This is a genomic window from Tenacibaculum sp. 47A_GOM-205m (assembly GCF_000518405.1).
Taxonomy (GTDB): Bacteria; Bacteroidota; Bacteroidia; order Flavobacteriales; family Flavobacteriaceae; genus Polaribacter; species Polaribacter lutimaris.
This window is the reverse complement of sequence record NZ_JADN01000009.1, coordinates 134518-147131: the sequence shown is the minus strand read 5'-3', so window position 1 is coordinate 147131 and position 12614 is coordinate 134518. Positions and strand designations below refer to the sequence as shown.

13 protein-coding genes are annotated in these 12614 nt (G+C 31.8%); 10 read left to right on the top strand and 3 right to left on the bottom strand.

Translation table 11 applies throughout. The annotated features are described in order from the left end of the window. The 6 genes from N534_RS0111330 to N534_RS0111305 all read left to right on the top strand — a co-directional run. The coding region (locus N534_RS0111330; protein WP_028892600.1) for a T9SS C-terminal target domain-containing protein at positions 1-2196 on the top strand (2196 nt) is incomplete at its 5' end. Positions 2197-2245: 49 nt separating this feature from the next. Continuing rightward, positions 2246-3169 (top strand): type IX secretion system membrane protein PorP/SprF, encoded by a 924-nt coding sequence (locus N534_RS0111325; RefSeq protein WP_028892599.1) that lies wholly within the window; start codon positions 2246-2248, stop codon positions 3167-3169. Positions 3170-3183: 14 nt separating this feature from the next. Next, a complete protein-coding gene (locus N534_RS14740; RefSeq protein WP_081728313.1) occupies positions 3184-5331 on the top strand; it encodes an OmpA family protein in 2148 nt (715 codons plus the stop codon). Between the two features lie 139 nt (positions 5332-5470). Further along, the gene (locus N534_RS0111315; protein ID WP_028892598.1) at positions 5471-6340 is read left to right on the top strand and encodes an OmpA family protein; all 870 of its coding nucleotides are present in this window, start codon (positions 5471-5473) and stop codon (positions 6338-6340) included. 114 nt (positions 6341-6454) lie between these two features. Beyond that, on the top strand, positions 6455-6658 hold the full coding sequence (locus tag N534_RS15345) for a hypothetical protein (RefSeq protein WP_156025608.1): 204 nt from the start codon (positions 6455-6457) through the stop codon (positions 6656-6658). Between the two features lie 18 nt (positions 6659-6676). Beyond that, the gene (locus N534_RS0111305) at positions 6677-7306 is read left to right on the top strand and encodes a hypothetical protein (RefSeq protein WP_156025606.1); all 630 of its coding nucleotides are present in this window, start codon (positions 6677-6679) and stop codon (positions 7304-7306) included. 70 nt (positions 7307-7376) lie between these two features. Here N534_RS0111305 and N534_RS0111300 read toward each other — a convergent pair whose 3' ends face one another. After that, positions 7377-8009: a 7-carboxy-7-deazaguanine synthase QueE gene (locus N534_RS0111300; protein WP_028892596.1), complete on the bottom strand. Its 633-nt coding sequence runs from the start codon at positions 8007-8009 to the stop codon at positions 7377-7379. 86 nt (positions 8010-8095) lie between these two features. On the opposite strand from N534_RS0111300, the gene N534_RS0111295 reads away from it, so the two are divergent. The 4 genes from N534_RS0111295 to N534_RS0111280 all read left to right on the top strand — a co-directional run bounded on the left by N534_RS0111295 (position 8096) and on the right by N534_RS0111280 (position 11202). Continuing rightward, positions 8096-9616: a helicase HerA-like domain-containing protein gene (locus N534_RS0111295; protein ID WP_028892595.1), complete on the top strand. Its 1521-nt coding sequence runs from the start codon at positions 8096-8098 to the stop codon at positions 9614-9616. A gap of 41 nt (positions 9617-9657) precedes the next feature. Beyond that, positions 9658-10218 (top strand): hypothetical protein, encoded by a 561-nt coding sequence (locus tag N534_RS0111290; RefSeq protein ID WP_028892594.1) that lies wholly within the window; start codon positions 9658-9660, stop codon positions 10216-10218. A gap of 65 nt (positions 10219-10283) precedes the next feature. Next, positions 10284-10841 carry a hypothetical protein gene (locus tag N534_RS0111285; RefSeq protein ID WP_028892593.1) on the top strand — a complete coding sequence of 186 codons (558 nt, stop codon included), beginning with the start codon at positions 10284-10286 and terminating at the stop codon, positions 10839-10841. Then, a complete protein-coding gene (locus N534_RS0111280; protein ID WP_028892592.1) occupies positions 10834-11202 on the top strand; it encodes a cupin domain-containing protein in 369 nt (122 codons plus the stop codon). The genes N534_RS0111285 and N534_RS0111280 overlap by 8 nt, the downstream gene beginning before the upstream one ends. Here the strand turns inward: N534_RS0111280 and N534_RS0111275 are convergent. Continuing rightward, entirely contained in the window at positions 11170-11859 is a 690-nt protein-coding gene (locus tag N534_RS0111275; protein ID WP_028892591.1) for a ZIP family metal transporter, read from the bottom strand. The genes N534_RS0111280 and N534_RS0111275 overlap by 33 nt on opposite strands. Further along, positions 11856-12584, bottom strand: a complete 729-nt coding sequence (locus N534_RS0111270) for a bifunctional 2-polyprenyl-6-hydroxyphenol methylase/3-demethylubiquinol 3-O-methyltransferase UbiG (protein ID WP_028892590.1) — start codon at positions 12582-12584, stop codon at positions 11856-11858. The genes N534_RS0111275 and N534_RS0111270 overlap by 4 nt, the downstream gene beginning before the upstream one ends. Between the last annotated feature and the right edge of the window lie 30 nt (positions 12585-12614).

Genomic DNA, 12614 nt, shown 5'->3' with positions numbered 1-12614 from the left:
AATACGACAACGGGTACGTATACCTTTACACCAGATGCTGGAGAATGTGTAACAGCCACAGATGTAGACTTTACATTAACGGTAACGCCAGAACCATCGGCGGTAGTAACGGATGTAACAATTTGTTTAGATGAGACCTATACATGGTCAGTAAACAACGTAGAATACAACGGAGCAGACGGAAGTCAAACAGTAACGATAGAAGGAGCAGACTGTGCAGCAGACCAAGTATTAAACATCACGGTAAGGAATGTATTGGAGCCAACAGGAGTTGTAGTACAGAGTTTCTGTTCAATAGATAATCCAACAGTAGCAGACTTAAGAGCTACAGGAACAGATATTCAGTGGTATGCAACAGTAACAGGAGGAATGGCTTTAGGAACTACAGAAGCTTTAGTAGATGGTAATACATACTATGCAAGTCAAACAGAAGGAAGTTGTGAGAGTACTAAAAGATTAGAGGTTAAAGTAAGAATTAACTCAGTACCAACAGTAAATTCACAATCAACAAATAATACTACTCCAGTAATAGAAGGAACTGCAGATTCAGTAGATACAATTACGGTAACTGTAAACGGAGTAATGTATTCAGAAGGAGATGGTAATTTAGTAGATAATAGTAATGATACTTGGACATTAAATATACCAGTTGGTAATGAGATTTTTGAAGGAACCTATGATGTTATAGTAAATAATGGAGTTTGTTCAGATATAACAGCAGATGAATTAGTAATCAATACAACACTACCAGTTTTAACGATAACTATAGATGATATTACGGATGATAATATTATTAACAGTGTAGAAGCAGGAAGTAATATTACAGTAACGGGAACCGTAGCAGGAGATTTTAAAGTAGGAGATATTGTTACTTTAATAATAAATGGCAATAATTATACTGGTTTAGTAGATTCTAGTGGAAACTTTAGTATTAGTGTTCCTGGGGTAGAATTAGTCTTAGATATAGATACGACTGTTGAAGCGAATGTAAGTTCTACCGATGGAGAAGGAAACAGAGGCTCAGCTAACGCTGAACAAAAGTATTTCTTGCAAGATACAGATAGAGATGGTATAGCAGATGTTATAGATGTAGATGATGATAATGATGGGATTCCTGATGTAGAAGAAGGAGATGGTTTAGTAGATACAGATGGAGATGGAATTCCTGATTCATTAGATTTAGACAGTGATAACGATGGTATTAATGATGTGATAGAAGGAGGGAATGGAGATTTAGACACGAATGGAGATGGTTATATCGATGTTCAAGACTCTGGATATTCAGATACAAATGGAGATGGACAAGCAGATGCTTCAGTAGATGAAGAGGAAGAACCAGATACAGATGGAGACACTATTCCAGACTACAGAGATTTAGATAGTGACAATGATGGTATTAACGATGTAATTGAAGGAGGGAATGAAGAATTTGATACTAACGGAGATGGTGTTATAAATTCAGAAGATATTGGAGGTTCAGATTTAGATGGAGATGGAATTTCTGATAGCGTAGATGGTGATACTACTAAATTTGGAGAAGGTAATGGAGGAAATGAAGGAACTATAGATTCTGATGGAGATACTATTCCTGACTATAGAGATTTAGATAGTGATAATGATGGAGTGAATGATGTTGTTGAAGGTGGAAATTCAGATACTGATGGAGATGGTCAAGTAGACAATCCTTTTGATGATTCAGATGGTGATGGTATCGCAGACAGTGTTGATGATTTAGACGGTTTTGGTGATGCTAATAATCCCGATTACAATTCTAATCCTACAGATCCTACTGATGGAGGTAACGGAGTAGTAGACGGAGATGATTCTGACGGAGACGGGATACCTAACCCTGTAGATGGGCTTGATGGATTTGGGGATGCAAACAACGATGATACTTGTGTAAAAGTGAATAACTTGATGAGTCCAAATGGAGACCCTGCAAACAATTATTTACATATCGATTGTATTGAAAATTTCCCAAGAAACACTATTGAAATTTTCAACAGATGGGGTAATACTGTATTTAAAATGGAAGGATACTCGAATAATAATCAAGACAAGAGATTCGAAGGTATTTCAAACGGACGCGCTAATATAAATGTTAATGATAAATTGCCTGTAGGAACATACTTCTATATCTTAGACCTTGGAAACGGAAGTAAAGTTAAAAAAGGTTGGATTTATATAAATAGATAACATGATTATGTTACAACAAAACAAACTGATGAATAAAAGTTTTAACCAAATGAAATTATATATAAGTTTACTACTAGTATGTGTAATGAGTATCTGTATAACTACAGATATTCATGCGCAACAAGATCCTCAGTACACACAATACATGTACAATACCATGAATGTGAATCCAGCTTATGCAGGGTCTAGAGGGCACACTGTAATTACTGCTTTAGGAAGAATGCAGTGGGTTGGTTTTGAAGGAGCTCCTAATACTCAAAACTTATCTTATGATACACCTTTAGGATATTCTGGTTTAGGTTTAGGGGTTAATTTAATGAATGATCAAGTAGGACCGTCAAGTGAAATATATTTAGATGGAAATGTTTCATATACTATTCAAACAGGAAGAGAAGGTAACTTAGCTTTTGGTTTACGTTTGGGTGGTAGGTTATTAAATATAGATTGGACAAAAGGAACCCAAACAGATAAAAATGACCCTTCATTTGCTCCAGTAAATAATAAATTCTTACCAACAGTAGGAGCTGGTATTTATTATCACCAACCACAATGGTATGTAGGATTGTCTGTTCCAAATATTTTAAGAATGGAACATTATGATGCCAAAACTCCAGGAGAGGTAGCGGTAGAAAGAATGCACTTTTTCTTAATAGCAGGATATGTTTTCGATATTAATGAAGATTTAAAATTTAAACCAGCAGCATTACTAAAAGGAGTTTCAGGAGCACCTTTATCATTAGATATTTCTGCAAATTTATTATTTAATGAAAAATTTAGAGCAGGACTTGCTTGGAGATGGGATGATTCTATAAGTGCTCTTTTAGGCTTCCAAGTAAATGATTCGTTACTTATAGGATATTCATACGATTTAACAACATCAAATTATAATGTAACAAATTCAGGAACGCATGAAATATTGTTACAGTACGAGATATTCCAAGATATTAGATATAGATCCCCTAGATTCTTTTAAAAAAAGAGAAAAATATGAATTTTAAAAAAGTACTAGCATCATGCTTATTGATGTTGGCAGTAAACAGTTTTGCACAAAGTAAAAAAGTAGCTGATCGTTATTTTGAAGAGTTTTCTTACGTGCAATCAGCTAAACTGTACAAGGATTTAGTATTGATTAAAGGAGACACATCTAAGCATGTTTTAAGTAGGCTAGCAGAATCTTATTATAATAATTCAGATACAGAGGAAGCAGAAGTTTGGTATGAAAAATTATTAGCTAGTTATAAAGATAATTTAGATGATAAACACTTATTTAAATATGCTCAAACGTTAAGAAGTAACGGAAAGTATAAAAAATCAGACTCTATTTTTTTAAAGTTGGCTGAAAATCAAAAAGGGAATTTAAATAAAGAATTGAACAGAGAAGGGTATTTACAAGATTATTCTAATCAAGAAAAGAGAATAGGAATAAGAAACTTGGCAATTAATACACCTTTTTCAGATTTTGGAGGATTTTTATTAAATGGAAAATCATATTATTCATCTTCTGTTCCAAGTGGAGATAAAAGAGAAAATATTTATAAATGGAATAATCAACCTTTCTTAAATATTTATAAGGCAGAAGAAGATATTCAAACATTAGAAGGAAGAGAACAAGACACAGTATTGGTATTAGCTAACAGTCAAAAATTAGAAGCTCCAATATCTTCTGAATTGCATGAGTCTACTCCAGTATTTACTAAAGATGGAAGAACAATATATTTTACCAGAAATAATTCAGATGGTAAAAGAGCCAGAAAGAGTAAAAAAAATACTTCTAACTTAAAAATATACAAGGCTAGCTACATAAATGGATATTGGGTAAATGTTAAAGAATTACCGTTTAATAATGATGAATATTCTACAGGTCATCCTGCATTAAGTCCAGATGAAAAAACATTATACTTTGTATCTAACATGCCTGGTGGCTATGGAGATTCAGATATTTATAAAGTAGAAATTAAAGGAAAGGACGAGTATGGAATACCTGTTAATTTAGGAAGTTCAATTAATACATCAGAAAAAGAAGTTTTTCCTTATGTGGGAAGCGATAATGTACTGTATTTTTCATCAAATGGGCATTTAGGTTTAGGACTTTTAGATGTTTTTCAGTCAAAAATAAATGACGATGGTACTTTTTCTTCACCTGAAAATTTAGGGTACCCTTTTAATAGTAAAAAAGACGATTTTTCATTTTTTATAAGTGAAGATGGTAAAAGAGGTTTTTTCTCTTCAAATAGAGAAAAAGGAAAAGGTGATGATGATATTTATAGTTTCTTTATTTATACAGATCCTCCTGTTTGTACTCAAATAGTAGAGGGCGTTATTCAAGCAAAGAATACTAATAAAGTTATTGAAGCAGCTGTTGTAAAATTAATTGATAAAAATAAGGAAGTTGTAGCAGAAGTTATTTCAGATGTTAATGGTAAATATACTTTTAAAGAAGTTCCTTGTAATAGTACTTATACAGTTACAGCAACAAAATTAGATCATCGATCTGGAAAAAATAAGGTAGCTACTTTAAATAATCGAAACGAGGTAATTAAAACGAATATTGAGTTAACTCCGTTAATTATTGGTGACCAAATCGTAATAAACCCTATTTATTTTGATTACGACAAATCAATTATTAGGGAAGATGCCGAGTATGAATTAGAAAACATTGTTACTGTTATGACGAATCACCCTGAATTAGTGATTAAAATAGAATCTCATACTGATAGTAGAGGACCTAGAGAGTACAATAGAATGTTATCTGATGAAAGAGCTAAATCAACTAGAGATTTTATCTTGTCTAGAGGAATAGCTAAAGATAGAATTGAAAGTGCTATAGGTTATGGTGAAGACAAACCTTTAAATGATTGTGTTGATGGTAAAAAGTGTTCAGAAAAAGAATATCAATTAAATAGACGTTCCTATTTCTATATAGTAAAAGGAGGAGAGAATATACAAAGAAGACACAAAATTGAAGAACGAAAAATTAGGAGAAGAATATCTACACGAAAAAGTAATTTTTTAGAATATTTGAAAAGGAACTTCAAAAATTCAAATAATTCAAGACCAGAAAGTAGAAAATGTTTCAAAGAAGAAGAAAACTGTCAACCTACAAAAAAAGAGGTTAACATAAATTATAAGAGATAATTCATAACTTTTAAAACTTAAAATTAATAAACAAAGAAATCCCCTTTAATAAAGGGGATTTTTTTTATGCATAGTATAATATTACAGCAAAAAATAAGTTATAGGTGTACATTAACTTATTATATCATTATTATTAATTATGAAAAAACTATTTATCCCCCTAGCGGTATTAGCTTTGACGATGACGTCGTGTGTATCAAAAAAGAAGTATGTTGAGTTAGAGCAAAAGTACAATGATACTAGAGGTAACTTGCAAAAAACAACTCTAGAAAAAGAGCAATTAGAAGCAAAGTTTGCTAAGATTGAGCAAAGAGTTGATAACTACAACCAAAAAATTAACTCGTTAAAAGACGTAAACGAGTCGCTGCAAGAAGAAAATAATGTTAAGTTAGATATGGTTGGTAATACAGCTGTAATATCTAACACTATGAAAGAAAAAATGAGAGAGACACTTAAAAATGTTGATCCAGCAGAATTAGCTAATGCAAAAACATTAAAAGATTCTATGAATGTTGCAGTAGCTTATAATCTTAAAAAGTCAATTAACTCTTCAGAATTAGAAAACGATGAAGATGTAAATATTGATATAGACCAAACAGTTGTAATGATTTCTGTATCAGATAAAATGTTATTCAATACAGCTAGTTATAGAGTTAAAAGTAATGCTCATAAACTAATTAAGAAATTAGCAGACATCATTAACTCTGAGCCTAGTATGGACGTTATGATTGAAGGACATACAGATGCTAGATCATATAATTCAGGTGTATTACAAGATAACTGGGATTTAAGTGTAAAAAGAGCAACATCTATTGTTCGTCTTTTAGAGAAAAAATATGGAGTTGATCCAAGTAGGTTAATAGCTTCTGGTAGAGGTAGTGCTGTTCCTTTAGTAGAGAATAATTCTGCTGAAAACAGAGCAAGAAACAGAAGAACAAGAATTGTAATATTACCTAATTTAGATAAGTTCTTTGGTTTAATGGCTAAAGAAGAAACTATCAAACCTTAATTAGATCTTATATAAGTAAAAAACCAGCATTATGCTGGTTTTTTACTTATTTAAAGTGACTTTATAACAATAAAAGTGTCTTATAGTATATTAATCCAATCTATTAATTAAATTATGAAAAAACTACTGATTTTAGCATTTGGAATCCTTATTATGATTTCATGTACAGACAAAAAGAAAAAAGAAGACGAAAAGAAAGTTGAAACCGCTATTCAAAAAATAGATTCTATAGAAAAGAATCTTGAAGAAGGTATGGATAAACTTAACGAAGCCGCAGAGAAAGTAGAAGAGCAATTACAAAAGTTAGATAGTATATAAACTTAAAATATAATTACAATGAAACACATAAAAATTATAGCATCTATAGTAATGTTTTTTGCATTCATAGGTGCACAACAATTAATGGCACAAGGACAAGGAAAAGGAAAAGAGAAGAGTGTAGAAGTTAAGCAAAAAGGAAAAGAGAAAGCTAAAGAAGCAAAAGAAGAGTTAGAGCAGGAAGCAAAACAGAAAAAAGAGAAGACTCAAGGTAAAAAAGAGAAGATTGAAAAATCGAAAGACCAAGATCGTGACCCCAAATTAAAGGAAAAGAAGGATAAGAAAGAATATAAAGGGAAAGGAAATGCTTACGGTCGTGATAAAAACGGAATGAGCGGAAGGGAGTTTGGCCAAATGAGATCTAACGAAGCCAAAGAAAAAATAGAAGAACAAGAGCGAAATATTCGTGAAAGAGAAGATATTTTGAGAAGAGGAAGAGAAAGAGTGAAAAAAGCGAACGAGAGAATTAAAGAATCTAGAGAAAAGAAAGAAATAACCGACGAAGAAGTTAAGGTTAAAGAAGAGGTAATTCGTAAAACCAATGAAAGACTTAGTGAGTTGAGTAAAAAGATTGAAGAGCAAAAGGAAAAAGTAAAAAAAGATAAAGAAGCTTTAAGTAAAATACTTTTACCTAAAGAAGAAAAATAATCACTCTTTTTTAGAAGAGGAATATTGATTTCAAAAACAAAAAAGCAACCTATTTAGGTTGCTTTTTTGTTTAGGGTATATTTAAATATTTATGAGTTTGTAAGGAAATTTTCCACTGTGGATGCTCCATCACATAATCAATAATTTGCGGTGTCATTTTTTCCTTTTTACTCCATTCAGGTTGTAAAAACAACTTACATTTTTCACCAACTTTAGCAGCCTGTTCCTCAGCAAACTGAAAATCATTTTTATTATGAATAATCATTTTCAATTCATCCGCTTCTTGGTAAGCACGTTCCAAAGGTAATTTGGTTTTTTTAGGCGATAAACAAAACCAATCCCAAACACCAGAAAAATCGTAAGCTCCAGAAGTTTCAATATGTGTTTTAATACCTTTTTCTTGAAGTTGTTGCGTAATATAATCCAAACTCCACATTAAAGGCTCTCCACCTGTGATAACTACAGTTTCAGCATATTTCTTTGCATTTTTAACAATAATATCCGTTTTTGTAGGCGGATGTAAATTAGCATCCCAGCTTTCTTTTACATCACACCAGTGGCAACCTACATCGCAACCACCAATACGGATAAAATAAGCAGCAGTACCAGTGTGTGCTCCTTCTCCCTGAATCGTGTAAAACTCTTCCATTAACGGAAGCATTTCTCCTGTATTAATTAACTCTTGTACTTCTTTTTTCAACATAAGGGTGCAAAGATAGGCAACATTAAAAATTAATGAATGATTTTTGTTACTTTTACGTGTTTTTATCACAAAAAAGATCAAAAATAATGAGTAAAACCCAAGAGTTTTTCAATTACATCAAAGAAGGCTATACAACAAAAGGAGAGTTTATTACGTTAGGAGCAGGAATGCTAGGTGAAGAAACTGTAACCAATGCCTTGGTAAACATACCTTTAAAAACTTTAAATCGTCACGGATTAATAGCTGGAGCAACAGGAACAGGAAAAACAAAAACCTTGCAAGTGTTGGCAGAAAACATGTCAGAAAAAGGAATTCCTGTATTGTTAATGGATGTAAAAGGAGACTTAAGTGGACTAGCGCAACCAAGCCCTGGGCATGCTAAGATTGATGAACGCCACGAAAAAATAGGAATACCATTTACTCCAACAAAATTTCCAATTGAAATTTTATCAATTTCAGAACAAAACGGAGTTCGTTTACGTGCTACAGTTTCTGAATTTGGACCTGTTTTATTATCACGTATTTTAGATTTGACTGAAACACAATCTGGAATTGTAGCGATTATTTTTAAATATTGTGATGATAACCAATTACCGTTATTAGATTTAAAAGATTTTAAGAAAATCCTTCAATATATAACCAATGAAGGGAAAGAAGAAATTCAAGGAGAGTATGGACGAATTTCTACCGCAAGTACAGGAGCAATTCTTAGAAAAATTGTTGAAATAGAGCAACAAGGAGGTGATTTATTCTTCGGAGAAAAATCATTTGATGTTGACGATTTAACCCGTATTGATGAAAATGGACGTGGTGTTATTTCTGTATTACGATTAACAGACATACAAGATAGACCAAAACTGTTTTCAACCTTTATGCTACAGTTATTAGCAGAGGTATATGAAACTTTTCCAGAGCAAGGAGATAGTGGTCGACCAGAATTGGTGATTTTTATAGATGAAGCTCATTTAGTATTTGATGAAGCTTCAAAAGCATTGCTAAGTCAAATAGAAAGTATCGTAAAATTAATTCGATCTAAAGGAATAGGATTGTATTTTGTAACACAAAATCCAAAAGATGTTCCAGAGGATGTACTGGCACAATTAGGAATGAAAATTCAGCATGCTTTACGTGCATTTACAGCCAAAGATAGAAAAGCAATTAAATTAGCAGCAGAAAATTATCCAGATTCTGAATATTACGATACTAAAGAAGTATTAACACAGTTGGGAATAGGTGAGGCGTTGATTTCTGTATTAAATGAAAAAGGAATTCCAACTCCATTAGCACGAACCATGTTGCGTGCACCCATGAGTAGAATGGATGTGTTAACAGAAAAGGAAATTAAACAAGTATTAGATAATTCTAAATTAATACCTAAGTACAATGATACTTTAGATAGAGAAAGTGCTTATGAAATATTAAATAAGAAAATTGAAAAGATAAATAAAGAAGAGGAAGAAGAAGCAAAAAGAGAAGAGGAGGACAAGACAAGAAGAAGAACCTCTTCAAGCCGAACTAGCACACGTATGAACCCAGTTGTAAAGGTGTTAACAAGTGCTACATTTATTCGTGCTGCTTTCGGAATTTTAAAGAAGGTAATAAAATAACAAATAAGAAAAATAGACGTTTTAAATATAAAAGAAGAACAATGAGAACATTAATGAAACCTTTAGCAGTTGCTATAATGGCAATAGTATTTGTACAATGTGGCAATAGTAAATTTGATATCGCTAAAGGAAAAGTAGGGGAGCTAACTACTAAAACAACTGTGCAAGAAATTGAAGGTATTTTCAAGCAAGATTCAGTAGTAAAAGTTTTAAGTGAAGGAGCTAAAGGAGATAATCTTTTTCAAGAAGATGATAAATATTTAGTGTATGAAAAAGGAGGAAAACATTTGTTAACCATCACCCCAAAAGAGCAGTTAGACTCTACATCAACAATTAAGAGTATCGAAATTTTTGATGATCGTTTTAAAACAAAATCAGGAGTAAATATAAAATCTACTTTTCAAGAAATTAATGCAAATACTAAAGTGAGTAAAGTAGAGTCATCATTTTCATCAGCAACCTTATTTATTGATGATTTAAATGCAACAATTACGATTGATAATGAAGATTTAGGTTTAAAAGAATTTAGCACTCAAAAAGTAACCAAAGAACAAATTCCAGATTTAGCCAAAATTAAATCATTTACTATTTGGTTTAACTAAAATATTCGAAGCCGAAACAGATGTTTCGGCTTTTTAATTAATAATAGCTATGTAATTTTTAAAAGATGGAAGTAATAAAAATAGCATTTTTTGTGCTGGGAGTTTTCTTTGGAGAAAATAGTAGAATAGGAGCGGAGAAAACAACTGTTACTATAAACCCAAAAGAGCAAACAATAACTATAGTTCAAGAAAACATATTTGCACTTATAGCGAATGAAGCAGATACTATGCAAGTTAGTTCAGAGCTAAAAAAAGTGGTAGCAAGAAACTGGAGGAAAGAAATAGAAAGCTATCCATCAAAATCATGTACTTTATATGTTAGTGATAAGGGTAGTTTAAACGCAAAAATTACATTGAAGTATCCTTCTGAAAATGTATTAAGAGATTTTGCGCTAGATTTTAATAAAGAAACCAAAGAATTCTCTTTAATTAATATTCCTGATTGGAATGTTGAAACAGAAGATGGAGCGTTCAAAGAAAATTATTGGAGGTTTAGTGCCGATAACAGTTTTACCTTTGTTGTAACTCCTTTTAAAAACATGCCAGAGAGGTTTAAAAGTGTTAAAAGAAATCTTTTACCAATTTGGGAAGCTGAGAACTTAAAAATAAAACAAGATGAGTAAAAAATATACCATTCAAAAAAGTCCGTTTGTAGTGCCAACTACCGACGGAAAATTAATCGAAGAACATTTTGGAAATGCTACTGATGGAAACTCAAAAGTAAGTATTGCACATATGATAGCTCCTGCAGGGTGGAGCGAGCCTTTTCAAACTCCAGAATTTGAAGAGTATACTTACATTATTAAAGGAAAAAAACAATTCAATATTGATGGTGAAATCATGGTGCTAGAAGCAGGGCAATCCATCAAAATTGAAAAGAATGTACGTGTACAGTATTCTAATCCTTTTACAGAGCCTTGTGAGTATTTAGCAGTTTGTTTACCAGCTTTCTCAATGGGGTTGGTGCATCGTGAAAATAGTTAACAGTACTCCTAAAATAATGGCTGCGAATTTTTTGTAGTTGAATTTGTGGTTTTCAGTACTTTCAAAAAGGATAATAGTTGAAATATGTAAAAATACTCCGATAATTAAGGCAGTAATTTCAGTGTTATACTCCATAATTACAGGTACTTTATCAGCAACTAAAATTCCTAACGGACTCATCAATGCAAATACCGTTAAAAAGAAAAAGATTGTTTTTTTCGAATATTTAGCGTGTAATAAAAAGGTAGTTAAAACAATTGCAATTGGAATTTTATGTACGATGATTGCCCACAATAAATTATCATCTGCATGATGAATAGGTAGTCCTTCAGAAAAAGCATGAATACATAAACTTACAAAGAGCATCCAAGGAAATTCGGAAGAGTCTGAGTGTAAATGTATATGTCCGTGTTCAGCACCTTTAGAAAAAGATTCTAATATCGACTGTATAATAATTCCAACAAGAATTAAAATACCTACTAGTTTAGTGTTATCGGTATGATGGTATACTTCTGGTAATAAATGTAAAATAGTAACAGAAAGTAGGTAAGCACCACTAAAAGCTAATAACAAACGAACGAAGTTATTACTTGGTTTTAGCATAAAAACTAACAAAAAACCTAATAAAACGGCTGAAATTAATAAGAAGTAACTCATTTGGCAACAATAATTAAACGATCAGAAGATTGTGAATTGAATTTATTCAGGCTATAGTCGCCAAAAATATGTATTACTTGCAAATTCACTTTATCAAAGTACGATTGCAATTTTTCTAAAGTTAAGAATTTTACGCGTTCGGTATACAAATGCGATTTTCCTTCAGCAGTAAAAGAAATATGTTTTAAGATAAATCCGTCTTTGATTTCTTTTTTTATGTGAAATTCAATATCGTCAATAATTTTTACTTCTTCTTTTACTAACGTGTTTTTTACTTTTTCAACATTTAAGAAGTCCAAAACAAATACACCGTCTTCTTTCAATCCGTTTTTAATACTTTTTAAAACAGCAATGTCTTCATTATCATCTTCAAAATAACCAAAACTGGTAAAAAGATTAAACACAGCATCGTATTTACTTTCAATAGGCTTTCGCATATCCCAAACTTCAAAATGAAGTGTGTCATTTTCAAATTGTTTGGCATGTTCAATGCTGTTTTCACTTAAATCACCTCCCACAACATCATAGCCTAAGGAGTTTAAGTACACTGCATGACGTCCTTTACCACAAGGTAAATCAGCAATACGACTCAATTTAGGTAATTGTAAAAAAGAAGTAATGTTTCGCATGAAAAACTGTGCATCGGCATCGTTTCTATGCTTGTATAAAATATGATAGTATGGTGTGTTAAACCAAGAAGTAAACCAATCTGTTGTTGTATTCATAACTCTAAGGTCTGCAAAAATACATAAAAC

Bases quoted from the DNA above. Each gene is read 5' to 3' on its own strand.
- N534_RS0111305 (WP_156025606.1), top strand. From the start codon at position 6,677: ATGAAACACATAAAAATTATAGCATCTATAGTAATGTTTTTTGCATTC.
- N534_RS0111275 (WP_028892591.1), bottom strand. From the start codon at position 11,859: ATGAGTTACTTCTTATTAATTTCAGCCGTTTTATTAGGTTTTTTGTTA.
- N534_RS0111285 (WP_028892593.1), top strand. From the start codon at position 10,284: ATGGAAGTAATAAAAATAGCATTTTTTGTGCTGGGAGTTTTCTTTGGA.
- N534_RS14740 (WP_081728313.1), top strand. From the start codon at position 3,184: ATGAATTTTAAAAAAGTACTAGCATCATGCTTATTGATGTTGGCAGTA.
- N534_RS0111315 (WP_028892598.1), top strand. From the start codon at position 5,471: ATGAAAAAACTATTTATCCCCCTAGCGGTATTAGCTTTGACGATGACG.
- N534_RS0111280 (WP_028892592.1), top strand. From the start codon at position 10,834: ATGAGTAAAAAATATACCATTCAAAAAAGTCCGTTTGTAGTGCCAACT.
- N534_RS0111290 (WP_028892594.1), top strand. From the start codon at position 9,658: ATGAGAACATTAATGAAACCTTTAGCAGTTGCTATAATGGCAATAGTA.
- N534_RS0111325 (WP_028892599.1), top strand. From the start codon at position 2,246: ATGAAATTATATATAAGTTTACTACTAGTATGTGTAATGAGTATCTGT.
- N534_RS0111300 (WP_028892596.1), bottom strand. From the start codon at position 8,009: ATGTTGAAAAAAGAAGTACAAGAGTTAATTAATACAGGAGAAATGCTT.
- N534_RS15345 (WP_156025608.1), top strand. From the start codon at position 6,455: ATGAAAAAACTACTGATTTTAGCATTTGGAATCCTTATTATGATTTCA.
- N534_RS0111270 (WP_028892590.1), bottom strand. From the start codon at position 12,584: ATGAATACAACAACAGATTGGTTTACTTCTTGGTTTAACACACCATAC.
- N534_RS0111295 (WP_028892595.1), top strand. From the start codon at position 8,096: ATGAGTAAAACCCAAGAGTTTTTCAATTACATCAAAGAAGGCTATACA.